The organism is Actibacterium sp. D185-2 (assembly GCF_054954595.1).
On record NZ_JBPWNX010000003.1, the window covers coordinates 353,476 to 377,040 of the forward strand.

The following is a 23,565-nucleotide window of genomic DNA, read 5'->3' on the forward strand; positions in this document are numbered from 1 at the left end:
GATGATGAATTGGAGCAAGCGGACTAAGCAGGTCCATGCCGGCACGCGCCGCAGCCAGTATGGCGAGGTGGCCGAGGCGATCTTTCTGACCCAGGGCTTTGTCTATGACACCGCCGAACAGGCCGAGGCCCGGTTCGTCGCGTTGGGCGAGGATGAATTCATCTATGCCCGCTACGGCAACCCCACCGTGCGCATGTTCGAGGAGCGGATCGCCGCGCTGGAAGGGGCCGAGGATGCCTTTGCTACCGCGTCGGGCATGGCCGCCGTGAACGGCGCGCTGACCTCGCTGTTGCGGGCGGGTGATCATGTGGTCGCCGCGCGGGCGCTGTTCGGGTCGTGCCTGTATATCCTGGAGGAGGTGCTGGGCCGGTTCGGCGTGTCGATCACCATCGTCGACGGTACCGATCTGGACCAGTGGAAGGCCGCGCTGACCCCCGGCACCAAGGCGGTGTTCTTCGAATCCGTTTCGAACCCCACACTGGAAGTCATTGATATCCGGGCGGTGTCCGATCTGGCCCATGCGGTGGGTGCGCTGGTGGTCGTCGATAACGTCTTTGCCACCCCGGTCTATTCCGATGCGCTGGCGCAGGGCGCGGATGTGGTGGTCTATTCCGCGACCAAGCATATCGACGGGCAGGGGCGCTGTCTGGGTGGCGTTGTGCTGGGATCGAAGGATTATATCCGTGGCACGCTGGAGCCGTACCTGAAGCACACCGGCGGCGCGCTGAGCCCGTTCAACGCCTGGGTGATGCTCAAGGGGTTGGAAACGCTGGATCTGCGGGTGCGGGCGCAGGTGGAGACGACGCAAATTCTGGCCGACGCACTGGAAGGGCACGCCGCGCTGTCGCGGGTATTGTATCCGGGGCTGGCCGCGCACCCGCAGCACGATCTGGCGATGGCGCAGATGGGGGCGGGCGGCACCGTGTTCGCGCTGGAACTGGCCGGCGGGCAGAAGGCGGCGTTCAGGTTCCTCAACGCTTTGGACCTTTTCACGATTTCCAACAATCTGGGCGATGCGAAAAGCCTGGTGACCCATCCCGCGACGACCACGCATCAGCGCCTGCCCGAGGATCAGAAGGCGATTCTGGGCATTTCACCGGGGCTGGTGCGGGTGTCGGTCGGGCTGGAGGATGCGGGCGATCTGCTGGCCGATATGCAGGCGGCGCTGGCAGCGATCTGACGCGTGCGGGCATCTGCGCCGGGGTGGGGGCGGCGTCAGGTGCCGGGCAACCCGCCCAGAAGCTTTTTCAGCAGTTCCGACAGGGTGTCTTGTTCTGTCCGGCTGAGCACGCCGACGATCTGCGCCTCATTGGCCAGATGCGCCGTCACCGCCTGGTCGATCAGGGTGCGGCCCGCGTCGGTCAGTCCGACCAGGGTGCCGCGCCGGTCCGCCGGGTTGGGGCGGCGGGCGACCAGCCCGGCCTTTTCCAGCCGGTCGATCCGTGCGGTCATGCCCCCCGATGACATCATCGTGACGTCGAACAGCGCGGATGGGCTGAGCGCATAGGGCGCGCCCGACCGGCGCAGCGCGGCCAGCACGTCGAATTCGCCGCCTTGCAGGCCGAATTGGGCAAAGACCGGCGCCAGATGCTGACGCTCGATCACCAGCGCGGTTTCGGCCAGCCGCCCCAGCAACTCCATCGGCAGCAGGTCCATTTCGGGGCATTCCGCCCGCCATTGCATCGCCGCGCGCGAGGCTCGGTCCATCCTTTGCTCCATTTATCTTGACATAAAGATACTTTTCATCAAGATAAATCTTACCACATCACAGGAGCCTCTCCAATGGCGTCCCCCCGGATTGCCGCGCGGCCAGATGCCGACGCGGCCCGCTCTTTCCTGTCCGCCCTTGGCCTGCTGGTTCTGACCGGCAGCCTGCTGGCGCTGAGTATCATTCTGTCGGGCGTCGCTGCCGCGCGGGACGCGCCGATCCTGTCCTTTCTGGTGGCGGTGATGGGCGGCGCGGGGCTGTGCCTGCTGATGCTGGCCCGGGTGTTGGGTCAGATGCCGGGGCGGGCGCGGGGCCGCTGGGCGCCGCTGCTGGCCTATGGTGCCGGGGCGGGGGCCTTCATGGCGCTGCCCAATGCGATGGGTTATCTGGCCGTGGCGCATGTCGGGGCGGGCTATCTGTCGCTGACCTTCGCCTTTCCGCTGTTGCTGACCTATCTGATGGCACTGGCGGTGGGCATGGACCGGTTCCGCCCCGCCCGGCTGGCGGGGGTTGTCGCGGCTTTGGCGGGCGGTGTTCTGCTGGCGCTGTCGAAGTTCGGGCAGGATGGCCCCGCCGCCGCCGGCGCGGGCTGGATCGCGCTGGCCAGTGCTGTTCCGCTGTTCATTGCGCTGGGCAATCTTTATCGCACCCGGTTCTGGCCCGCCGGCGCGCAGCCGGTGCTGCTGGCGGGGCTGATGCTGGTGCTGGCCGCGGTTCTGGTGCTGCCGCTGGCGATCGCGCGCGAAGGTACCGGGGCGGCGCTGTTGTGGCGCGATCCGGGTCTGCGGCTGCTGGTGGCGCTCAACATCGCCCTGTTCTGCATCCAGTATGTCGCCTATTTCCGGCTTCAGCATGTCGCGGGGCCGGTCTATCTGAGCCAGCTGGGCAGCGTTGCGGCGCTGGTCGGCGCGGGCATCGCCGCCGCGATGGGCGAGGCGCTGCCCCCCGCGGCGCCGCTGTCGGCGCTGTTCTTCGGAGTGGGGCTTGTACTCTTTCACCGCGCGGCTGATGCTTGACAGCGCCGCGCCGGACGGCCAAGCCTGCGCTCATGATTGACCTGCGCCCCGTCGGATATGTCATTGGCCTGCTCGTGTCCGTTTTGGGGGGGACGATGCTGTTGCCGATGGCTGTCGATCTGTGGCTGGGCAACGGCGAATGGTCGGTTTTTCTGGAGGCGGCGATCCTGTCGGTACTGACCGGCGGCGTGCTGGCGCTGGCCTCGTCCAACGGTGTGCAGGCCGGGCTGACCCTGCAACAGACCTTTCTGCTGACCACGGGGGTATGGCTGATCCTGCCGGTGTTCGGGTCGATCCCGTTCATGATCGGCGCCACCGACGCGCGGGTGGTCGATGCGTTTTTCGAGGCGATGTCGGGCATGACCACCACCGGCGCCACGGTTTTTTCGGGGCTGGATGCGCTGCCTGCGGGGCTGTTGCTGTGGCGCTCGATGCTGCAATGGTTCGGCGGGATCGGCATCATCGTGGTGGCGATGGTGTTCCTGCCCGAGCTGAAGGTGGGCGGGATGCAGATCTTCCGGTCAGAGGCGTTCGACACCGGCGGCAAGGTGCTGCCGCGCGCGGCCCAGATCGCGGCGCGCATTTCGGTGGTTTATGTGTTTCTGACCGCGTTGTGCTATGTCGCTTATATGCTGGTGGGGATGGGCAGTTTCGACGCGCTGAACCATGCGCTGACGACGCTGTCGACGGGCGGGTTTTCGACCTATGACGCCTCGTTCGGCACGTTTCAGGGGCCGACGGAATATGTCGCCTCGGTCTTCATGGTTCTGGCCAGCCTGCCGTTCGTGCGCTACGTCCAGATCATGGGGGGCCAGTCGCGTCCGATCCTGCGCGACAGCCAGGTGCGCGTCTTTCTGAGCACGATCGGGGTGCTGGTGGTGGTGATCGCCGCCTACCGGGTGGTGGCCAATGACGACCACCTGGAACATGCGTTCCGCGAGGGCATCTTCAACGTGACCTCGATCATGACCGGTACTGGCTATGCCAGCGTGGATTATCAGCTTTGGGGCGCGTTCCCGGTGGTGATCTTCTTTTTCATCGGGCTGATCGGCGGTTGCGCGGGATCCACCTGTTGTTCGATCAAGGTGTTCCGGTTTCAGCTTCTGTTTGCCTCGATCCGGTCGCAGATCCGGCGGATCTATGCGCCGCACGGGATGTTCACCCCGCGCTATGACGGGCGCCCGGTGTCCGAGGATGTGCTGTCCTCGGTCATGGCGTTCTTCGTGCTGTTCGTGGTCAGCCTGGGCGTGCTGTCGGTGCTGCTGGCGCTGACCGGGCTGGATTTCGTCACCGCCGTGTCGGGGGCGGCGACGGCGCTGGCCAATATCGGCCCCGGCCTGGGCGGCACGATCGGCCCGGCGGGCAATTTCGCCACCCTCAACGACACCGCCAAGTGGCTGCTGGCCTTTGCCATGCTGATCGGCCGGCTGGAACTGCTGGCGGTTTATGCGATCCTGACGGTCCAGTTCTGGCGCGACTGACGCACCGTCAGTTCCAGCACGACACCAGCACGGTCATGTCCGCGGCCAGCGCCGCCAGATCCACCGGATCGATCTGGCCGCCCCGGTCCGAGGCCGCCATCTGCACGCCATTGGCCGACAGGAAATCCGCGATCGCCGGCACCGTGGCGGCAAAGCTGACATCGCCGGGCAGTTGCCGCGCGCCGGTCTGGTGCGGCAGCAGCATTCCCATCACCGCACCGCTTTGATCGAAGACCGGGCCGCCCGCGTCGCCCGGCAGCGCCGACAGGGCCAGCCGGTTCAGGCCGTCCTCGCCTGCCAGCCCCTTGAGGTCGGCCAGGGTGCCATAGGTCATCACCGGCAGGTCCAGCGCGTCGCCATAGGAAAACCCGGCGACGGCCACCTCGGATTGCAGGCGCGGCACGCCGGTCTGAAACGCGGCATAGGCCATCGGCGCCAGGCGCTGGCGCGGGTGCAGCACGATCAGGCCCAGGGTGTCGTCGCGCGCGGTCACCTCGGCCTCGGTGTCGTCGCCAATGGTGATGCGCTGGCACTGGTCCAGCACATCCGCCGTGGTCAGCACCAGCCCGGCCCCGTCCACATAGAACCCGCTGCGGGTGCGGTCGGCGCGGCGGATATCGAGCCCCGACAACAGGTCGACGCTTTGCTCGGCCCCCGGCGCGCCCAGGGTTTCGTCCAGCGCACCGCCGAACGGCTCGAAGCTGTCGCGCATGATCTGGGCGACGCGGGTCATCCGCTTTTCGTCGGCGGGGGGCCAGATCAGGGTAAAGCCCTTGATCATCCCGTCCCGCAGCGCGGCATAGGTATAGGAGTGCAGGGTGGCGTTCTGGCCGGTCAGCTCGAACCAGTTGTTCTGCCGCTCGCGCGGGCCGGTCAGCGGCACGATTTCCAGCGTCTGCATGATGTCGTAGAGGCCGAACAACGTGTTCTGATCGCCTTTCTGGCTGATCAGCAGAACCCGGACGCCGCTGTCCCCCACGCTGTCGTAATGTACGAAGGGCGGCTCGTAGCTGGTGAAGGCAACCATCGCGGCGGGCAGGGTGATGCGGATGCCGGCGGCGCTGTCCTCGACGGTTTTCAGCCCCAGCGCGGCAAAGGCGGCGCGATATTGCGTCACCAGCCTGTCACGCTGGCGGGTGGTCAGGATGCCGGTGGGCGCATCGCCCATCGCGGCCTGATAGGCGGCCATCGCGTTGCGGGTGCCGGGGCCGAAGGCGCCGTCGATGGCGGACGCATAGAAGCCTTCCCATTTCAGCGCTTCCTGCAGCAACTCGCGCTGTTCGCGGGTCAGGTCGCGTTCGGACCGCCGCGCCTGGGCCGGGGTTTCGTCCAACTGGGGCGCGGGCAGGACGGTTTGGGTCGCAGGCGGCGCGGTGACGGGGGCGTCGGGCTGGGCGGTCGGGGTCCGGGCGGCGCCCACCGGCCAGAACTGCTGACGGAAATTACCACCGTCCGATATATAGGCGTCGCGCGGCACCTGGCCATAGCGGCGCAGCTCGCCCAGCCTGGTCGGGGCCTCGGTGGTGGAATAGGGGCCAAGCGCGATCGCATACCAGCCCGAGCGCAATTGAAACCCGTTCACATCGGTGAAACTGCCGGCATAGGCGCGGGCGCGGTCCTGCGCCTCGCGCAGGGTCGGCTGTGCCTCGATCTGAAGCCAGACCTTTTCCTGCGCGACGGCGGGCAGGGCCCAGACGAAAATTACACAGATGATGGAAAGAACCTTACGCATTACCCTTTTTGCCCCTGCTTTCTGCGCCTTGCGGCGAATCCAGGTTGAAACGTATCAAAGCCCTGCCGCTTTGCACGTCAATAATCCGGGGGCGCCCGGATTGACCCTGCCGCCCCGCTTGCCTATTGAGACGCTGTTTCCCTTCAGCGGGTCGAGGACGATGAACGACAGTAAACCCCGGAGTTTTCAGGACATCATCCTGCGGTTGCAGAATTACTGGGCGGCCAAGGGCTGTGCGGTGCTGCAACCCTATGACATGGAGGTGGGCGCCGGCACGTTTCACCCGGCCACCACGCTGCGCGCGCTGGGCAGCCGACCCTGGGCCGCGGCCTATGTGCAACCCTCGCGCCGGCCGACCGACGGGCGCTATGGCGAAAACCCCAACCGGTTGCAGCATTATTACCAGTATCAGGTGCTGATCAAACCCAGCCCGCCCGATCTGCAGGCGCTGTATCTGGGCAGCCTGGAGGCGATCGGCATCGACATGGCCCTGCACGACATCCGCTTTGTCGAAGATGACTGGGAAAGCCCGACGCTGGGTGCCTGGGGACTGGGCTGGGAGGTCTGGTGCGACGGCATGGAAGTGTCGCAGTTCACCTATTTCCAGCAGGTCGGCGGCCATGACTGCAAACCCGTCGCGGGCGAGCTGACCTACGGGCTGGAACGTCTGGCGATGTATGTGCTGGGCGTCGATCACGTCATGGACATGCCGTTCAACGACCCCGACGCGCCGATTGCCCTGAGCTATGGCGACATCTTCCGCCAGACCGAACAGGAATACAGCCGCTTCAACTTCGACGTGGCCGAAACCGAGATGCTGTTGCGTCATTTCGAGGATGCCGAGGCCGAATGCGAGGCGATCCTGGCCCATCCGCATGACGACCCCAAGACCGGCAAGCGCATCGTGATGGCGCACCCGGCCTATGACCAGTGCATCAAGGCCAGCCATCTGTTCAACCTGCTGGATGCGCGCGGGGTGATTTCGGTGACCGAGCGTCAGGCCTATATCGGTCGGGTGCGGGCGCTGGCCAAGCGCTGCGCCGATGCGTTCGTGCAGACCGAGGCCGGGGGGGCACTGGATTGACCGGCAAGATACTGGCGATCGTGATCGTTCTGGCCGCCGTGATCGCGGGGGTGGGGCTGTATTACACGCAGGAATACGCCTATTACGCTCCGGTCGCGCCCGCGGATCCGGCCGCCGATGTCTATCTGACCGCGCTGATCGGCGGCGCGCCGGAACTGGTGCCGTCCGACGGGTTCGAAGGCATCGACGCCGACACCTCGCCATTGCGGTTCCGGGCCTGTTTCACCATGCCCACCTCTGTTGCGACGCTGTCGGAAACCTATGTGATCTATGAAACGCCGGTGCCGCTGGTGGCGCCGCGCCAGTTCGGCTGCTTCGATGCGGTCGCGATCGGCGAGGCGCTGGAAACCGGCGATGCGGTGGCGTTTCTGGGGCAGGCGAACATCACCTATGGCGTGGACCGGGTGATCGCGGTCTTTCCCGATGGCCGCGCCTATGCCTGGAACCAGATGAACCATTGCGGCGAAGTCGTCTATGACGGCAAGCCCGCGCCCGAAGGCTGCCCAACCCCGCCGGAGACTGACTGATGCCCGATCTGCTGATTGAACTCTTCTCCGAGGAAATCCCGGCCCGGATGCAAGCCCGCGCGCGCGAGGATCTGAAATCGCGGATGACCGATGGCTTGGTCGAGGCGGGGCTGACCTATGCCTCGGCTGCCGCGTTTTCGACGCCGCGCCGGTTGACGCTGACCATCGAGGGGCTGAGCGCCGAAAGCCCGACCCTGCGCGAAGAGCGCAAGGGTCCGCGCACCGACGCACCGCAAAAGGCGCTGGACGGGTTTCTGCGCGCCACCGGCCTGACCCTTGATCAGTTGCAGACCCGCGACGACAAGAAGGGCCAGGTCTATTTCGCCGTGATCGAGAAGGCCGGCCGCCCGGCGGCGCAGATCGTGGCCGAGGTGCTGGAGGGCGTGATCCGCAATTTCCCCTGGCCCAAATCCATGCGCTGGGGCAGCGGCACCTTGCGCTGGGTCCGGCCGCTGCATTCGATCCTGTGCCTTCTGACCGACGAGGCCGGCGCCCAGGTGGTGCCGATGCAGATCGACGGGATCGGCGCGGGTGCCACCACGCAGGGCCACCGCTTCATGGCGCCGGGGCCGATCACGGTGACTTCGTTCGACGATTACGCCGCCAAGCTGAAACAGGCCAAGGTGATGATCGACCCCGCCGAGCGGGCCGCGCATATCTGGCACGATGCCACCAACATGGCCTTCGCCCAAGGGCTGGAAGTGGTCGAGGACAAGGCCCTGCTGACCGAGGTCGCCGGGCTGGTCGAATGGCCGGTGGTGTTGATGGGCTCCATCGACGGCGCGTTTCTGAACCTGCCGCCCGAGGTTTTGCAAACCTCGATGAAAGAGCATCAGAAATTCTTTTCGGTCCGGGCGCCGAAAACCGGACGGATCGTGAAATTCGTCACCGTCGCCAACCGCGAAACCGCCGACAACGGCACCACCATCCTTGAGGGCAACCAGAAGGTGCTGTCGGCCCGGCTGTCGGACGCCAAGTTCTTTTGGGAAAACGATCTGCGCGTGGCGCGGGCGGGCATGGGCGCATGGCTGGACAAGCTGGAAAAGGTCACGTTCCACAATCAGCTTGGCACCCAGGGCGCGCGGGTCGGGCGTATCGCCATGCTGGCGCGCAAGATCGCGCCGCTGGTGGGGGCCGATCCCGATCAGGCACAGACCGCGGCCGAGGTTGCCAAGGCCGATCTGGCCTCGGAAATGGTTTATGAATTCCCGGAACTGCAAGGCACCATGGGCCGTTATTACGCCGAAGTGGCCGGGCTGGACGCGGCCATCGCCGCCGCGGCCGAGATGCATTACAAGCCGCTGGGCCCTTCGGACGATCTGCCGGTGAACCCGGTCTCGGTCGCGGTGTCGCTGGCCGACAAGCTGGACACGCTGACCGGGTTTTGGGCGATTGATGAAAAACCGACCGGCAGCAAGGATCCCTTCGCGCTGCGCCGCGCCGCGCTGGGCATCATCCGCACCGTTCTGGGCAATGATCTGCGCATCGGGCTGGAGCGGCTGATCGACATGCAGCTTCTGACCCACACCATCGCGCTGAGCACCGATACCGCCGAAGAGCGCGAGGTGTATTTCATGAGCCACATGGTCGATGCGATTGCCCATCACGGCGTGTTCGGCGCGGCCTTCCACGCGGTTCTGGACAAGCTGAGCGGCGAGACGGAGGAACCTTTCGAGGTCGAAGACGGCACCTGGTTATCGGATCTGCGCGCCTCGCTGCCCGCGATGAGCGACGATCTGCTGGCCTTTTTCCATGACCGGCTGAAGGTGCATCTGAAGGGCGAAGGCATTCGCCATGACGTGATCGACGCCTGCGTGGCAATGCCCGGCAGCGACGATCTGACCCTGCTGGTCAAGCGGGCCGGGGCGCTGGGCGCGTTCCTGGCGACCGAGGATGGCGACAATCTGGTGCAGGGTTTCCGCCGTGCCAACAACATCCTGATCCAGGCCGAAGAAAACGATGGGGTCGAATATCGCTTTGGCGCCGATGTGAAATTCGCCGAAGAGGACAGCGAAAAAACGCTGTTCGCGGCGCTTGACCGGGCCGAAGGCGTGATCGCCGCAGCGGTCGAGGCCGAGGATTTCGCAGCGGCGATGGCGGCGATGGCCGATCTGCGCGCCCCGATCGACGGGTTTTTCGAATCGGTGCAGGTGAATACCGACAATCAGGTGGTGCGCCGCAACCGTCTGAACCTGTTGCACCGAATCCGCGAAACCTGTCTGCAGGTGGCTGATCTGACCCGGATCGAAGGATAGCCGCACGACGCAACGCGGTGCTTGCCAAGTGGCGGGATCGGCGTATCCTGCGCGGCAACAGGAGGATGCTGCGGTGCAGAAACACGCCGATTTCACCGATTTCACGATCATAGCGCCCACGGCGGATATCGCGGTGGCGCGCCATGGCGGTCGGGCCAAGTGCCTGCAGCGGTTGATCCGGCTGGGAATGCCGGTGCCGCGCACGGTGGCGTTGTCGTTTGATGCGGTGCACCGGATCGCCGCCGGGCAGATGCCCGACAAGGACGGAATCCTGGCGGTGTTCGGCGGCAGTCCCCTGGTTTCGGTGCGGCCCAGTTCCGAAGATCCCGATTGGGGCGGGCCGGGCGCGATCCTGAATATCGGCATGAATGCCGACCGCCACGCCGAGCTGTGCGACCGGATCGGCCAACAGGCCGCCGACGCGGTTTATCTGCGATTCATACAATCTTTTGCGATTCATGTGGCGCGGCTGGACCCGGATATGTTCGAATCCGACGAGAATACCGGCGAGGCCGTGCGCGCCGCGCTGCTGGCCTATGAGGAAGAAACCGACGAACCCTTCCCGCAGGACGCGGCCCGGCAACTGGGCGATGTTCTGCGCTCAATGGCACGGGCATGGGAAGGGACGACCGCGCGGCTGCTGCGTCAGGCCAAGGGCGCGCCGGCCGATGCCGGTCTGGGGCTGGTGGTGCAGGAAATGGTCATGGGGCTGGGCCCGGCGGAAAGCGGGTACGGTGTCATCCAGTTCGTCAGCCCGACCACCGGCCGACGCCAGATCACCGGCCGTTATCTGAGCCAAAGCCAGGGCCGCGCCGCGCTCAGCGGCAGTGACGATGTGCTGTACCTGACCCAGGACAGCCGCGGCCGCTCGCTTGAGGAACACTGCCCGGAGATCTTTCAGGATTTGCTGCAATGGGGGACGATCTGCCGCCAGCGCCTGCGCGAAGAGATGCAGATCGAATTCACGATCGAGGCCGGGGTGCTGAAGATCCTCGATGCGGTGCGGGTGCAGCGCTCGTCGCGCGCGGCGGTGCGGATCGCGGTGGCGCTGGCCGAGGAATGGGTGATTCCGCGCGAAGAGGCGATCTTGCGGATCGAGCCCCGCGCGCTGACCGAATTGCTGCACAGCCAGGTGGACCCGGCGGGTCGGCGCGACTGTTTCGCCAAGGGCATCGCCGCCAGTCCGGGGGCCGCGACCGGGCGGATTGTATTCAGTTCGGCCGCGGCGCAGGCCAGTGCCGCGCGGGGCGAGGCCTGTGTCCTGGTTCGCCGCGAAACCGCGCCCGAGGATATTCGCGGGATGCATGCGGCCTGCGCGGTGCTGACCGAACGCGGCGGCATGACCAGCCATGCGGCGGTGATCGCGCGCGGCCTGGGTCTGCCTTGCGTGGTGGGCGTGTCCGGGCTGGCGTTGCGCGGGCGTGACAAGGTGTTGAAGGCGTCCGACGGGCGCATCTTTCGCGAAGGCGACATCATCACCATCGACGGCAGCCGGGGCGAGGCACTGGTGGGCGCGGCCCCGATGCTGCCACCGGCGCTGGACGATGCGTTCCGGTCCCTGCTGGGCTGGGCCGAGAATATCGCCGATATCGGCATCCGCGCCAATGCAGACACCCCCGCCGACGCCCAGACAGCGCGCGATTTCGGGGCCGACGGGATCGGGCTGTGCCGGACCGAGCATATGTTCTTCGAAGAGGACCGGCTGACAGTGATGCGCGAGATGATCTTCGCCAATTCGCACGAAGACCGGACCGCCGCGCTGGATCAGCTATTGCCGATGCAGCGGATGGATTTCATCCGTCTGTTCGAGATCATGCAGGGGCTGCCGGTCTGCATCCGCCTGTTCGATCCGCCCTTGCACGAATTCCTGCCGCACAGCCGCGAAGGCCTGCGCGAACTGGCCGAGGCGCTGGATCTGCCGCTGTCGGATGTGACCCGGCGGGTCGAGGCGCTGTCCGAGTTCAACCCGATGCTGGGGATGCGCGGCGTGCGGCTGGGCATCACCGTGCCCGAGATTTACGACATGCAGGCGCGCGCGATTTTCGAGGCCACGATCGAGGCCAGCCGGCGCGGCGATCCGGTGGTGCCCGAAATCATGATCCCGCTGGTATCCGCCAAGCGCGAGGTCGAGCTGGTGAAAACCCGCATCGATGCGGTGGCCGCCGCCGTCCGCACCGAAAAAAACGCCGATTTCAACTATCGGCTTGGGGTGATGGTCGAAACCCCGCGCGCCGCGCTGCGGGCGGGCGAGATCGCCCAGCACGCGGCGTTCCTCAGCTTTGGCACCAACGACCTGACCCAGATGACCTATGGGCTGTCACGCGACGATGCGGGCCGGTTCATGGGGTCGTACATCCAGCAGGAGGTGTTCCCGGAGGATCCGTTCCACACGCTGGATGTGGACGGGGTGGGTGAATTGCTGCTGATCGGTGCGGAACGGGGCCGCGCGGCGCGGGCCGATGTGGTTGTGTCGGTTTGCGGCGAACATGGCGGCAATGCCGAATCCATCGCCTTTTGCCGCAAGGCGGGGTTCGACTATGTGTCCTGTTCACCGTTCCGGGTGCCGGTTGCGCGGCTGGCGGCGGCTCAGCTTGCCCTAGGCAAGTCCTTTTGAAATAAAAATACATAAAGTCAAAGAGTTAAAATATGTATGCCACCCGTGCGCCCCGGCGCGAGCTTTGCAAACCGCACAACACGGGTGCACGCTGCACGGGAATTAGGCTGTCAGGGTGGACGCGCGGCAATGTTTCATCTATGTGACGGCCCGCAGCGGCCCGCAACGGTCGTGTCACGTTGGGGGCTATCCATGAGTTATCGGTTTGTTCGGGCGCTTTGCGTCGCGATGGGGCTGTTCGTTTCGACGACGGCCGGTGCAGATGTCACTGTCTCCACCTCAACCGATCCGACCGCCGTGCTCGACAGCCGTCTGACCCAGCTTCTGGGGACCGAGAAAACCGCGCTCAGCGCCGTCGGCCATCGCCGGCTGGAACAGTTGGTGGCGCCGGCGCGCGTGGTCGCGGCCCCGTCGGGCGCGGTGCCCGCGATCCGGTATGACGCGGCCTGGCTGACGGCACGTCCCGCCGCGCAGGGCGGCCCCGAATGGCAATGCCTGTCCGAGGCGCTGTATTTCGAGGCCCGCGGCGAAAGCGTGAAGGGCCAGTTCGCCGTGGCCGAGGTGATCCTGAACCGGGTCTCGTCGCCGAAATTTCCCGATACGGTCTGCGGCGTGGTCCATCAGGGCACCGGCCGCAAATATCAGTGCCAGTTCACCTATACCTGCGACGGCCGCGAAGAGGTGGTGCATGAACCTGCCGCCTATACCCGCAGCACCAAGATCGCCCGCGCCATGCTGGACGGGGCCGCACGCAACCTGACCGGCGGCGCCACCTATTACCATACTCATGCGGTCAACCCGCGTTGGGCGCGAAAGTTCCTGCGCACCGCGTCGATCGGCCAGCATCTGTTTTATCGGCCCCAGGTCCGGCTCAGCTCGAACTGACGGCGGAGTCCGGCCACTTGCGGTTGCCCCGGGGACGAGGATCGCCGATTGTGGCGCAAGCCACTGCCGGAGGGCGCAATGACCAATGACATCCATCAGGCTTTCGCGCATCCCTCGGCCCGGTCCGAGGCGATGGAGCAGCCCGGCGATCCGCGCGACCGGATCTCGCTGCGCGATCATGTGGTCGCGGTCGAGATCGGCGCCTTTCAGGCCGAACGCGGCAGCACCCAGCGGGTGCGCTTCAACGTGGTGGTCGAACTGCGCCCGAACCCTGCGCCGCTGGACGACGATGTGGACCGCATCCTGTCCTATGACACCATCACCGACGCGATCGAGGCAGAGCTGGCCGCCGAGCGGCTGAACCTGCTGGAAACCCTGGCCGAGCGGATCGCGCAGCGCCTGCTGGCCGAGCCGCAGCCGCTGCGGGTGTTCGTGCGGATCGAAAAGCTGGATCGCGGCCCCGGCGCGCTGGGCGTGGAAATCGTGCGCAGCCGGGACAAGGGCACAGGCGCAGGCCCCGGGCAGGTGCCGGTGCTGCATCCGGTGGTGCTGTTCTTGTCGAATGCGGCGATTGCAGCGCCCGCGTTGCCGCGCTGGCTGGATCGGCTTCAGGCGCGTGGCGCGCCGGTGATCCTGTGTGTTGGCCCCGCCGATTGTCCGGCGCCGCAATCGCGGGTGCCGCTGGCGCAACGGCGGATCGATCTGCTGGCGATCGAACAGAACGCCTGGGTTCTGGCCGGGCGCGACCGGCGCTGTGTGGTGACCAACACCCGGACCGAAATCGACTGGGCGATGAAACACGGCCAGATCAGCGTCTGGGCCCCTTCTAAAATTGTGCTTGATGCCGTCGACGGCCCGGCGGCCGGCCCGCGTGACGCGGTGGCGCTGGCGCTGTGGTTCGCGGGCCAGGTCGAGGCCGCGCGCAGCGTGGTGATCGCGACCGGCGCGCCGGACGGGGTCACGCAGATGACCCCCGAACAGGCTGAAACCCTGCTCTGAGGTTTGCCCATGACCCGTTATTTCCGCCCCATCGTCCAGACCGATCCGCAGCGCCCGGCAGACGCCCTGCCGCTGGCCGGGGGCTGGGCCTGGTTCACCGAAGTTGAGGAACTGTCGCGCAGCGCCGCGCCCCGGCGCCTTGCGGTGGCGGACCTGCCGCGCGGGGCGCGCGACGCCCTGACCGCGCCCCGCGCGCCGGTGGCCGGGCTGGCGATGGATCGCCCGCGCCTGATGGGCATCCTGAACGTGACGCCGGACAGCTTTTCCGACGGCGGGCGCTTCAATGTGCTGGAGGCCGCGGTGGCCCGTGGCCGCCAGATGGTTCAGGACGGTGTCGACATGATCGACATTGGCGGCGAATCCACCCGCCCCGGCGCCGCCGAAGTGCCCGAGCCCGAGGAAATGGCCCGCACCCGCCCGGTGATCGAAGGGCTGCGCGCCAAGGGGGTGACGGTGCCGATTTCGATCGACACGCGCAAGGCGGGGGTGGCGCGGGCAGCCCTGGCGGCGGGGGCCGATCTGGTCAATGACGTGGCGGCGTTCGAATTCGATCCGGCGCTGGCCGGGGTCGCGGCACAGGCGGGCGCGCCGGTCTGCCTGATGCACGCGCAGGGGACGCCCGATGTGATGCAGGCCGATCCGCGCTATGGCGACGTGCTGCTGGATGTCTACGATTACCTCGCCGACCGGATCGCCGTGGCCGAGGCCGCCGGCATCCCGCGTGCCCGTATCGTGGTTGACCCCGGCATCGGCTTTGGCAAGACGCTGGCGCATAATCTGGCGCTTCTGCGCGGGCTTGCCCTGTTTCACGGGCTGGGCTGCCCGGTTTTGCTGGGCGCGTCGCGCAAAGGTTTCATCGGCGTGATCGGAAATGCGCCGAATCCCGCCGATCGCGCCCCCGGATCCATTGCCGTGGCCCTGTTGGCGGCGGCCCAGGGGGTTCAGTTGTTACGCGTTCATGATATTACGGACACCCGCCAGGCGCTGGATCTGGCCTGCGCGTTATGGGGGATGACATGAGCGACAAGCTGTTCGGGACCGACGGGGTGCGCGGCCGGGCCAATACCTGGCCGATGACCGCCGAGATGGCGCTGCGTCTGGGTGCGGCCGCCGGGCGCTACTTTCGCCGCGACGGCTCGACCGTGCATCGGGTGGTGATCGGTAAGGACACGCGCCTGTCGGGCTATATGTTCGAAAACGCGCTGACCGCCGGGTTTACCTCGACCGGTATGAACGTGCTGCTGCTGGGGCCGGTGCCCACGCCGGCCGTGGGGTTGCTGACGCCCTCGATGCGGGCGGATGTGGGGGTGATGATCTCGGCCAGCCACAATCCGCATCACGACAACGGTATCAAGTTTTTCGGCCCCGACGGGTTCAAGCTGTCGGACGAGGCCGAGGCCGAGATCGAGGCGCTGACCCTGGACGGGGTGGACCCCGCGCAATCGCAGAATATCGGCCGGGCCAGGCATATTTATGACGGGCGCTTCCGCTATAACGAGCGGGTGAAATCGACCTTTCCGCAGGGCAAGCGGCTGGACGGGCTGAAGGTGCTGGTGGATTGCGCCAACGGTGCCGCCTATCGCACAGCGCCCGAGGTATTGTGGGAATTGGGCGCCGATGTCGTGCCGCTGGGCGTGTCGCCCGACGGGTTCAACATCAACGACAAATGCGGTTCGACCAACACCGGCGCCGCGGCTGCCGCCGTGGTGGCACATGGCGCCGATGTGGGGATCTGCCTGGACGGCGATGCCGACCGGGTGATGATCATCGACGAGCATGGCCATGTGGCTGATGGCGATCAGATCATGGCGCTGTTCGCCGCGCGCTGGGCCGACGAGGGCCGACTGCGTGACGGGACGCTGGTGGCAACGGTCATGTCCAACCTGGGGCTGGAGCGGTTCCTGCTTGGCAACGGACTGCGGCTGGAACGCACCGGCGTCGGTGACCGCTATGTGGTCGAGGCGATGCGCCGGGGCGGCTGGAATCTGGGCGGCGAGCAGTCGGGCCATATCGTGATGACCGATTACGCCACCACCGGCGACGGGCTGCAGGCGGGGCTGCAATTTCTGGCCGCGATGGTCGAAACCGGTCAGCCCGCATCCAGCCTGATCCGTCAGTTTGATCCGGTGCCGCAACTGTTGCAGAATGTGCGCTTCGCCCTGGGGCAGACCCCACTGGACAGCGCGCCGGTCAAGGCCGCGATCACCGGGGCCGAGGCGCAGCTGAACGGCAAGGGCCGGCTGCTGATCCGCAAATCGGGCACCGAGCCGCTGATCCGCGTGATGGCGGAATGCGAGGATGAGGGGCTGCTGGCGCAGGTGGTCGGCGGTGTCGTGGCGGCGGTGGAAACCGCCACGCGCTGACCCGGCCTTCGGGCGTGCCCGATCAGCCCCGTACGAAAATGCGCCGCAACGCGCCCCACTGGCTGAGCGCCACACCACCCAGGATCAGCGCCATCGCGATCAGCAACGTGCCCGGCAGCGGCTCGTTCAGCAGCAGCGTACCCATCAGAACCGACCAGACCGGCACCTGATAATTGACCAGGGTCATGAAGGTCGGCCCGGCCGAGCGGATCACCAGAACCCGCAGCAGGTTCATCGCCGCTGTTGACACCACGCCCAGCACCAGCAGTGCCAGCGCTGCGCGCAGCGGGGGCAGTGGCGGCGCGCCTTCGAACGCCACCGCGAAGGGCAGGGTGATCAGCGTGCCGACCAGCATCATCAGCGTGGTCAACCCGATCGGATCGACCGGCGGCAGGCGGCGGATGGTGATGGAATTCACCGCATAGCAGACCGCCACTGCGATGCAGGCCAGCCGGCCCCACTGTTCCATCGCGGCGCCGGTGCTGTGCAGCGCATCCGCGCCGACCAGAAACCACACCCCGGCAAAGCCCATCGCCATGCCGATGCTTTTGCGCAGGGTCATGCGTTCGCCCGGCACCAAGAAATGCGCCAATGGCAGCACGATCAGCGGCACCACCGCCATCGCGGTTCCGGCAAAGCCCGAGGTCACATATTGCTGGCCCCAGTTGAGCAGCAGAAACGGAATGCCGGAACTGACCGCGCCGGTCCAGACGATCGCGCCGACGCTGGGCTTGCGCGCGCGGTCCAGCACCAGCCGGAACCCTTTCCGCGCCCAGAACGCCCCCATCACCAGCGTCGCCAGCGCCAGCCGCCCGGTCGCCAGCCAGAATGGCGGGATGCCGGTCAGCGCCAGCTCGATCATCAGAAAGGTCGAGCCCCAGACAAGGCCCAGAACGGCCACCATCAGCCAGCTTTGGCGGGTGATCTGCGGAAGGCTGTTCATGGCGGGCCCCGGCGGGTGTGAAGTGAAAAGACCCCGGCAGTATGGCCGGGGTCTTCGCGGGATGTTTCGATACCGGCCGAAGGGCCGGACCGGATCAGTTCTTGTCCTGATCGACCAGCTTGCCGGCGGAAATCCACGGCATCATGCCGCGCAGCTTCTTGCCGGTTTCTTCGATCTGGTGCTCGTCGTTGATGCGGCGGGTGCCTTTGAAGAACGGCTGGCCGACGGCGTTTTCCTGCATGAAGTCGCGCACGAACTTGCCGGTCTGGATGTCGGTCAGAATGCCCTTCATCGCTTTTTTGGTTTCCTCATAGGGCAGAACCCGCGGACCCGAGACATATTCGCCGTATTCGGCGGTGTTCGAGATCGAGTAGTTCATGTTGGCGATGCCGCCTTCATAGATCAGATCGACGATCAGCTTCACCTCGTGCAGGCATTCGAAATAGGCCATTTCCGGCGCATAGCCGGCCTCGACCAGGGTTTCGAAACCCATGCGGATCAGTTCGACCAGACCGCCGCACAGCACGGCCTGCTCGCCGAACAGGTCGGTTTCGCATTCCTCGCGGAAGTTGGTCTCGATGATGCCCGAACGCCCGCCACCGATGGCCGAGCAATAGGACAGGCCGATTTCCAGCGCCTTGCCGGTCGCGTCGGTGTCGATGGCCACAAGGCAGGGCACGCCGCCGCCCTTGACATATTCGCCGCGCACGGTGTGGCCGGGGCCCTTGGGGGCCATCATGATGACGTCGATGCCCTCTTTCGGCTCGATCAGGCCGAAATGCACGTTCAGACCGTGGGCGAATGCGATGGCCGCGCCAGGCTTGATGTTGTCGCGCACGTATTTCTTGTAGGTCTCGGCCTGCAGTTCGTCGGGCATGGTGAACATGATCAGGTCGCACCAGGCGGCGGCCTCGGCGATGCCCATCACGGTCAGGCCCTCGGCCTCGGCCTTCTTGGCGGATTTGGACCCTTCGCGCAGGGCGACGACAAGGTTTTTGGCGCCGCTGTCGCGCAGGTTCAGCGCATGGGCGTGGCCCTGAGAGCCGTAACCCAGAATCGCTACTTTCTTGTCCTTGATCAGGTTGATGTCGCAATCGCGATCGTAATAAACGCGCATGTCTCGCCCCTTCCTTGGTTCAGGCTGTTTTCTGCGGGGACAATAGGCGGGTTTTTCCGTATATGCGTTGCAATCTTTGACTTGATTGCAGATTTATGCGATAAATCATTCGTAAAATTGCGGATATCCGAAGAAATCATGCAGATCGATGACGCCGACAGACGGTTGCTGCGCCAGCTTCAGGCCGATCCAGAGATCGCCAATGCGGCGCTGGCCGAACGGGCCGGGGTGACGCCCGCCACCTGTTCGCGCAGGCTGGAACGGCTGCGCCGGGGCGGCATCCTGCTGGGCACGCGCGCGGTGATCGACTGGCGCGCGCTGGGTTACGCGGTCGAGGTCAGCCTGCGCTTCACCCTCGACAAGACCAACCCGCGCGCCTTTGATGAATTTCTGACCGCCGCCCGCGACGTACCCGAGGTACACGAGATCCAGACCTTTCTGGGCCGGGTCGATGTGCGGCTGAACGTACTGGCCCGCGACATGCCGCATTATCAGGAGATTTACCGCGAGCGGATCCTGACCCTGCCGCATATCACCGATATCGAGGCGCTGATGCATGTGGCCGATATCATGATGGACGAGGCGCTGCCGCTGTGACCGAACTGGACGACACCGACCGCAAACTGCTGCGCGCCCTGGCCGAGGATGCGGGCCAAAGCGCCGGTGCGCTGGGCCGCCGGTTCGGGCTCAGCCAGCCCGCCGCCTGGCGCCGGGTGAAGCGGCTGGAGGAGGCGGGGATCCTCAAATCGCGCCGCGTGGTGCTGGACAAGCAGGCGCTGGGCTTTGGTGTGACGGTGTTTCTGGGCGTGAAACTGGCCACCAAGGGCCGCGTCAGCCTGGAGGATTTCGAGCGCGCGGTCACCGCCATCCCCGAGGTGCAGACCGTGCAGCACGTGCTGGGTGTGTTCGATTACCGGCTGAAGATCGTAGCGCGCGATCTGCCCGATTTCGAGCGGGTGCTGCGCCGGCGGATCATGACATTGCCCGGTGTCGGCGATGTCGAGGCAAATGTGATCCTGTCAGAGGAGCGCCGCCCCGGTCCGCTGGGCTAGGGACCCGCTGTTGCCAGGCCCGCGCCTCGTGCGCGTCCAGCTCATAGCGCGACAGGCCGCCGGTAAAGGGCAGGGCGGCCAGATCCTGAAACAGCTCGGTCAGCTCGTCGCGCGCGGCGCGTTCGGCGGCGTTTTGCGCCTGCCGCCCCGGAAAGAAGCTTTCGGCGGGGCAGGATTCGGCAAAGACGATCTGGTGGTCGTCAAACATCAGGTGGAAATATTCGACGTTGGCGCAGGGTTCGATGCGGATGCTGTCATCATTGACCAGATGCTTGGCGGCGACCAAAACCTGCGGTTCCGCGAACAGCAGTTCGGCGCGCGGGCCGGTGATCAGCATCCGGTGGTTTTGCGACACGCGCAGATCGCGTGTGTTGCCCAGCGCACCGGCGCGGATGCGCACCGGGGCGTGGCGGCCGTATCCGGGGACCGTCCGGCTGCCGATCCAGCGCAGCGGCAGCAGCCCGCGATCAAGCGTGCGCACCGGATCTCCCTTTTCCAGGTGTTCAACCGGGCGCAGCCCCCGGCCGGTTTCGATCAGTGTGCCGCGGGCAAAACAGACCACCACCAGATTGTTGTTCTCGGCGTTGAAATAGGCGTTTCCGTCTTCGGTCGTGCCGGCGTCGATCATGCCGTCATTGTCGTAATCGGTGTCGGTGATCCGGTCGATCGTGAGCGACCCCTGCGCGACCCCGTTCACCAGATCGGTGCCCGGCGCCACCAGAAGCTGATTGAAGGTGGGCGCGCCCGGCTCTTCGGGGGTCAGGACGTTGGCGTTGAACCGCAGATAGCTGTCGCCCAGTCCGCTGACATCGGATTGGACATTGGCATATTGGCCGGGATTCATCGGCGTGTAATTGTATTTGGCCGTACCGTTCAGATAATCGGCGGAATTGTCATAGACGACCATGCCCACGATGCGCGACTCGCCGGTGATTTCCCCGTTCGCGTTAACGTTTTCCACCAGGATTTCGACGATATCGTCTTCCTGAAAGACTGCGGTGCCGCTGTGCACCGTCATCGTGCCGCCGTTTTCATAGCCGCCCGTGGAATTGGTGCCGACGCTGGGATTGGCCAGTACGTTATATCCGGTCAGCAGGAAGCTGGATGTCGCCATGTGTGCCTTTTTCGTCCGTTTGTGGCCCGGTCAAGGGCGGGGGTGTTCGAAGCGGAAGGCGTACTTGCCCCGATATTACGGTCAACATGTGCCGAAAATGGGGCGTAAATCGCAAATGTCAGGCTTTTTGCAGGGTGCCGTTGCGTGAAACGGCGCAAACGGCTGCGGGGGTCAGCGGGCGCGGCGCAGCGCCGAGGCCTCGTATCCGGTCAGCTCATACCGTGACAGGGGCGCCGTGCAGTCGTTCAGCGCCAGTTCGGGGAACAGGGCGATGATTTCATCCCGCGCCGCCTGCGACACCGCATCAAGCGCTTGCTGGCCGGGGTACAGGCTTTCGGTCGGGCAGGCCTCGGCAAAGACGATCTGATGGGCGTCGAACAGAAAGTGGTAATATTCCACCGCGCGGCAGGGTTCGGTGCGGATCGTGCTGTCATTGACCAGATGCTTGGCCGCGACAAGGACCTGATCCTCGCCGAACAGAAGCTGTGCCCAGGCGCCGGTGATCAGCATCCGGTGGTTTTGCGACACGCGCAGGTCGCGCAGATTACCCAGCGCGCCGGCGCGGATGCGGATCGGGGCCAGCGCGCCGCGCCCCGGCACCCGGCGCGATCCGATCCAGCGGATCACCTGCGGCCCGTCATCCAGCGTGTTGACCAGATCCCCCGCCGCCAGGCATTCCACCCGGCGCGGCCCGTCCGGGGTTTCGATCAGCGTGCCGCGGGCGACGCAGATCGCGGCGAAGATATTATTCTCGGTCGCGAAATAACCGTCGCCCTCTTCGGTGGTGCCCTCGTCGATCGTGTTATCCTGATCGTAATCGACATAGGTGACCCGATCGAGCTTGATCGGCCCGTGATCCAGCCCGTTGGCCAGATCCTCGCCCGGTGCCAGCAGCAGCTGATTCAGATGCGGCGCGCCCGGATCGTCCGAGACCAGCACATTGGCGTTGAACCGCAGATAGGTGTCGCCCAGCCCCGAGACGTCGGATTGCACATTGGCGTATTGGCCGGGGTTCATCGGCTCGTAAGTATACATCGGGGTGTCGTTGAAATAGTCGGTGGCGTTGTCATAGACCACCACGCCGACGATCTTGGACGCACCGGTGACTTCGCCATTCTCGTTTGCGTCCTCGACCAGAACCTTGACGATATCGTCATCCTCGAATGGCGACGTGCCGCCATGGATCATCAACTTCCCGCCGCCCGAGGAGTTGGTGTTCACATGCGGATTGTCGATAACGGAAAATCCGTTGATCAACAGCGTGGTGTCGGTCATGTCCTACTGCCTCGCGGCGGCCGGGGCGTTTCCCGTGCCAGCCCTGTTGCCTGTCCGCTCGGATGGCGGAATTGTCTGCCGGTTAAGTTTGCGGGCGGAGCATGGCAAAGGGCGGGCGGAAATGTGGCGAAAACAAGGCAGAACCGCGCGGCTGTTGCGGTTACTTCACGCCCAGGCCGGCCTTCATCAGCGTCTTGCGCAGCGGCGCGAGGGAATACAGCGCGTTCAACGTGCCGGCGCGCATGTCGCGCAGCCCCTGCGCCCCGATCATCGACGCGCGGTTCAGCAGATCAATACCCGTGACCCGTGCGCGCACCTCGGGCCAGCGGCGGCGGTTGTAGCGTTCCAGCATCTTCGGGCTGCCCAGTTCGGCCGGATCTTCCTGCGCCAGATCCAGCAGCACGCGCAGATCGGCCAGGCTCATGTTCAGCCCCTGTGCGCCGATCGGCGGCACCACATGCGCGGCCTCGGCGATCAGCGCGGTGCGCTCGCCACAGAACCGATCCGCGATCTGGCTGATGATCGGCCAGACCGAGCGGCGCGAGGCCAGCGTCAGCCGGCCATACAGCCCGGCGGATCTGGCGTTCATCTCGGCCTCGAATGCGGCCTCGGGCAGGGCCGCCAGGCGTAGCACTTCGGGGCCATGCTCCATCCAGACGATGGCCGAGCAGGGCGTGCCGCCCCGGTCGGGCAGCGGCACCAGGGTGAACGGCCCGCCCGAGCGGTGCACCTCGGTCGAGACATTGTTGTGGGGCAGCGGGTGGGTGACGGCAAAGGCCAGCGCCTTTTGGCCATAGCGCAGCGTGGTCACGCCGATCCCCAGCGCCGCCCGCACCGGCGAGTTGCGGCCGTCGGCCCCGATCAAAAGACGGGCCGACACCCGGCTGCCATCGCTGAGGGTCACCAAAGCCTCGCGCGCGCGGGTCAGCACCGATCGGGTGGCGACGCCGGGGCGGAAACTGACATTGGGCAATTCGTCCAGCCGCGCCACCATTTCGCGGCGCAGCAGCCAGTTGGGAAAGTTCCAGCCGAAGGGTTGGCCGGAAATGTCGGCGGCGTCGAAATCGCGGGTCAGGCGGGGTTCGGGCCGTTCGCCGCCGGCATCGACGATGCGCATGATCTGCAGATCGGCGGCATGGGGCGCCAGGCGGTCCCACAGGCCCGCGGCCTCCAGCACCTCGCGCGAGGGTTGCAAAAAGGCGGTGGTGCGCAGATCGGCGCCGGCGTCGGATTCGTCGGTGACCGGGGGCGCGGGATCGACGCAGATCACGGAAAACCCCGCCGTGCCAAACGCCGCCGCCGCGGTCAGCCCGGCGACGCCGCCGCCGGAAATCAGGATGTCGGTGGTGATACGGTTCATGGCGCTGCCCCCCGGTCACAGGGATAGGCGCAAAACCCGT

At 65.9% G+C, this 23,565-nt stretch carries 20 protein-coding genes; 13 read left to right on the top strand and 7 right to left on the bottom strand.

The genetic code is table 11. The features are described from left to right. Position 1 precedes the first annotated feature (1 nt). The gene (gene metZ / locus ACSR1C_RS08400) at positions 2 to 1,180 is read left to right on the top strand and encodes an O-succinylhomoserine sulfhydrylase (RefSeq protein ID WP_460258624.1); all 1,179 of its coding nucleotides are present in this window, start codon (positions 2 to 4) and stop codon (positions 1,178 to 1,180) included. Positions 1,181 to 1,215: 35 nt separating this feature from the next. Here metZ and ACSR1C_RS08405 read toward each other — a convergent pair whose 3' ends face one another. Beyond that, the gene (locus ACSR1C_RS08405) at positions 1,216 to 1,707 is read right to left on the bottom strand and encodes a MarR family winged helix-turn-helix transcriptional regulator (RefSeq protein ID WP_460258623.1); all 492 of its coding nucleotides are present in this window, start codon (positions 1,705 to 1,707) and stop codon (positions 1,216 to 1,218) included. 75 nt (positions 1,708 to 1,782) lie between these two features. Between ACSR1C_RS08405 and ACSR1C_RS08410 the strand changes: the two genes are divergently transcribed. Beyond that, positions 1,783 to 2,724 carry a hypothetical protein gene (locus tag ACSR1C_RS08410; protein WP_460258622.1) on the top strand — a complete coding sequence of 314 codons (942 nt, stop codon included), beginning with the start codon at positions 1,783 to 1,785 and terminating at the stop codon, positions 2,722 to 2,724. Between the two features lie 32 nt (positions 2,725 to 2,756). Continuing rightward, on the top strand, positions 2,757 to 4,205 hold the full coding sequence (locus tag ACSR1C_RS08415; protein ID WP_460258621.1) for a TrkH family potassium uptake protein: 1,449 nt from the start codon (positions 2,757 to 2,759) through the stop codon (positions 4,203 to 4,205). A 7-nt stretch (positions 4,206 to 4,212) separates the two neighbouring features. Here the strand turns inward: ACSR1C_RS08415 and ACSR1C_RS08420 are convergent, their stop codons facing one another. Continuing rightward, on the bottom strand, positions 4,213 to 5,937 hold the full coding sequence (locus ACSR1C_RS08420; RefSeq protein WP_460258620.1) for a serine protease: 1,725 nt from the start codon (positions 5,935 to 5,937) through the stop codon (positions 4,213 to 4,215). A 160-nt stretch (positions 5,938 to 6,097) separates the two neighbouring features. On the opposite strand from ACSR1C_RS08420, the gene ACSR1C_RS08425 reads away from it, so the two are divergent. From ACSR1C_RS08425 to glmM, 8 genes are all read left to right on the top strand, one after another. Continuing rightward, positions 6,098 to 7,021 (top strand): glycine--tRNA ligase subunit alpha, encoded by a 924-nt coding sequence (locus ACSR1C_RS08425; protein WP_460258619.1) that lies wholly within the window; start codon positions 6,098 to 6,100, stop codon positions 7,019 to 7,021. Then, positions 7,018 to 7,548, top strand: a complete 531-nt coding sequence (locus ACSR1C_RS08430) for a DUF6446 family protein (RefSeq protein ID WP_460258618.1) — start codon at positions 7,018 to 7,020, stop codon at positions 7,546 to 7,548. Before ACSR1C_RS08425 ends, ACSR1C_RS08430 begins: the two co-directional genes overlap by 4 nt. Further along, on the top strand, positions 7,548 to 9,803 hold the full coding sequence (gene glyS / locus ACSR1C_RS08435; RefSeq protein WP_460258617.1) for a glycine--tRNA ligase subunit beta: 2,256 nt from the start codon (positions 7,548 to 7,550) through the stop codon (positions 9,801 to 9,803). Before ACSR1C_RS08430 ends, glyS begins: the two co-directional genes overlap by 1 nt. A gap of 73 nt (positions 9,804 to 9,876) precedes the next feature. Beyond that, complete coding sequence (locus tag ACSR1C_RS08440; RefSeq protein WP_460258616.1) at positions 9,877 to 12,417, top strand: putative PEP-binding protein; 2,541 nt, start codon at positions 9,877 to 9,879, stop codon at positions 12,415 to 12,417. Positions 12,418 to 12,609: 192 nt separating this feature from the next. Next, the gene (locus ACSR1C_RS08445) at positions 12,610 to 13,302 is read left to right on the top strand and encodes a cell wall hydrolase (RefSeq protein WP_460258615.1); all 693 of its coding nucleotides are present in this window, start codon (positions 12,610 to 12,612) and stop codon (positions 13,300 to 13,302) included. Positions 13,303 to 13,380: 78 nt separating this feature from the next. Beyond that, positions 13,381 to 14,301 carry a dihydroneopterin aldolase gene (locus ACSR1C_RS08450; RefSeq protein WP_460258614.1) on the top strand — a complete coding sequence of 307 codons (921 nt, stop codon included), beginning with the start codon at positions 13,381 to 13,383 and terminating at the stop codon, positions 14,299 to 14,301. Between the two features lie 9 nt (positions 14,302 to 14,310). Then, on the top strand, positions 14,311 to 15,321 hold the full coding sequence (folP, locus tag ACSR1C_RS08455; protein WP_460258613.1) for a dihydropteroate synthase: 1,011 nt from the start codon (positions 14,311 to 14,313) through the stop codon (positions 15,319 to 15,321). Then, the gene (gene glmM, locus ACSR1C_RS08460) at positions 15,318 to 16,664 is read left to right on the top strand and encodes a phosphoglucosamine mutase (RefSeq protein ID WP_460258612.1); all 1,347 of its coding nucleotides are present in this window, start codon (positions 15,318 to 15,320) and stop codon (positions 16,662 to 16,664) included. Before folP ends, glmM begins: the two co-directional genes overlap by 4 nt. Before the next feature lie 22 nt (positions 16,665 to 16,686). Here glmM and ACSR1C_RS08465 read toward each other — a convergent pair whose 3' ends face one another. Next, a complete protein-coding gene (locus ACSR1C_RS08465; RefSeq protein ID WP_460258611.1) occupies positions 16,687 to 17,607 on the bottom strand; it encodes a DMT family transporter in 921 nt (306 codons plus the stop codon). A gap of 94 nt (positions 17,608 to 17,701) precedes the next feature. Continuing rightward, on the bottom strand, positions 17,702 to 18,724 hold the full coding sequence (gene ilvC / locus ACSR1C_RS08470; protein ID WP_460258610.1) for a ketol-acid reductoisomerase: 1,023 nt from the start codon (positions 18,722 to 18,724) through the stop codon (positions 17,702 to 17,704). Positions 18,725 to 18,862: 138 nt separating this feature from the next. Here ilvC and ACSR1C_RS08475 point away from each other — a divergent pair, with 138 nt between their 5' ends. Together ACSR1C_RS08475 and ACSR1C_RS08480 are read left to right on the top strand one after the other, a co-directional pair. After that, a complete protein-coding gene (locus tag ACSR1C_RS08475; protein ID WP_460258609.1) occupies positions 18,863 to 19,321 on the top strand; it encodes an Lrp/AsnC family transcriptional regulator in 459 nt (152 codons plus the stop codon). Further along, positions 19,318 to 19,776, top strand: a complete 459-nt coding sequence (locus tag ACSR1C_RS08480) for an Lrp/AsnC family transcriptional regulator (protein ID WP_460258608.1) — start codon at positions 19,318 to 19,320, stop codon at positions 19,774 to 19,776. The genes ACSR1C_RS08475 and ACSR1C_RS08480 overlap by 4 nt, the downstream gene beginning before the upstream one ends. Here ACSR1C_RS08480 and ACSR1C_RS08485 read toward each other — a convergent pair. The 3 genes from ACSR1C_RS08485 to ACSR1C_RS08495 all read right to left on the bottom strand — a co-directional run bounded on the left by ACSR1C_RS08485 (position 19,697) and on the right by ACSR1C_RS08495 (position 23,525). After that, positions 19,697 to 20,890, bottom strand: a complete 1,194-nt coding sequence (locus ACSR1C_RS08485; RefSeq protein WP_460258607.1) for a Hint domain-containing protein — start codon at positions 20,888 to 20,890, stop codon at positions 19,697 to 19,699. The two genes, ACSR1C_RS08480 and ACSR1C_RS08485, sit on opposite strands and share 80 nt — an antisense overlap. A 171-nt stretch (positions 20,891 to 21,061) precedes the next feature. Further along, positions 21,062 to 22,165: a Hint domain-containing protein gene (locus tag ACSR1C_RS08490; protein WP_460258606.1), complete on the bottom strand. Its 1,104-nt coding sequence runs from the start codon at positions 22,163 to 22,165 to the stop codon at positions 21,062 to 21,064. A 160-nt stretch (positions 22,166 to 22,325) separates the two neighbouring features. Continuing rightward, complete coding sequence (locus ACSR1C_RS08495; protein ID WP_460258605.1) at positions 22,326 to 23,525, bottom strand: UbiH/UbiF family hydroxylase; 1,200 nt, start codon at positions 23,523 to 23,525, stop codon at positions 22,326 to 22,328. Between the last annotated feature and the right edge of the window lie 40 nt (positions 23,526 to 23,565).

Coding starts and splice junctions, on each gene's coding strand:
- ACSR1C_RS08450 (WP_460258614.1), top strand. CDS start 13,381: ATGACCAATGACATCCATCAGGCTTTCGCGCATCCCTCGGCCCGGTCC.
- ACSR1C_RS08425 (WP_460258619.1), top strand. CDS start 6,098: ATGAACGACAGTAAACCCCGGAGTTTTCAGGACATCATCCTGCGGTTG.
- ACSR1C_RS08410 (WP_460258622.1), top strand. CDS start 1,783: ATGGCGTCCCCCCGGATTGCCGCGCGGCCAGATGCCGACGCGGCCCGC.
- ACSR1C_RS08495 (WP_460258605.1), bottom strand. CDS start 23,525: ATGAACCGTATCACCACCGACATCCTGATTTCCGGCGGCGGCGTCGCC.
- ACSR1C_RS08415 (WP_460258621.1), top strand. CDS start 2,757: ATGATTGACCTGCGCCCCGTCGGATATGTCATTGGCCTGCTCGTGTCC.
- ACSR1C_RS08420 (WP_460258620.1), bottom strand. CDS start 5,937: ATGCGTAAGGTTCTTTCCATCATCTGTGTAATTTTCGTCTGGGCCCTG.
- ACSR1C_RS08490 (WP_460258606.1), bottom strand. CDS start 22,165: ATGACCGACACCACGCTGTTGATCAACGGATTTTCCGTTATCGACAAT.
- ACSR1C_RS08405 (WP_460258623.1), bottom strand. CDS start 1,707: ATGGACCGAGCCTCGCGCGCGGCGATGCAATGGCGGGCGGAATGCCCC.
- ilvC (WP_460258610.1), bottom strand. CDS start 18,724: ATGCGCGTTTATTACGATCGCGATTGCGACATCAACCTGATCAAGGAC.
- ACSR1C_RS08485 (WP_460258607.1), bottom strand. CDS start 20,890: ATGGCGACATCCAGCTTCCTGCTGACCGGATATAACGTACTGGCCAAT.
- folP (WP_460258613.1), top strand. CDS start 14,311: ATGACCCGTTATTTCCGCCCCATCGTCCAGACCGATCCGCAGCGCCCG.
- glmM (WP_460258612.1), top strand. CDS start 15,318: ATGAGCGACAAGCTGTTCGGGACCGACGGGGTGCGCGGCCGGGCCAAT.
- ACSR1C_RS08445 (WP_460258615.1), top strand. CDS start 12,610: ATGAGTTATCGGTTTGTTCGGGCGCTTTGCGTCGCGATGGGGCTGTTC.
- metZ (WP_460258624.1), top strand. CDS start 2: ATGATGAATTGGAGCAAGCGGACTAAGCAGGTCCATGCCGGCACGCGC.
- ACSR1C_RS08465 (WP_460258611.1), bottom strand. CDS start 17,607: ATGAACAGCCTTCCGCAGATCACCCGCCAAAGCTGGCTGATGGTGGCC.
- ACSR1C_RS08475 (WP_460258609.1), top strand. CDS start 18,863: ATGCAGATCGATGACGCCGACAGACGGTTGCTGCGCCAGCTTCAGGCC.
- glyS (WP_460258617.1), top strand. CDS start 7,548: ATGCCCGATCTGCTGATTGAACTCTTCTCCGAGGAAATCCCGGCCCGG.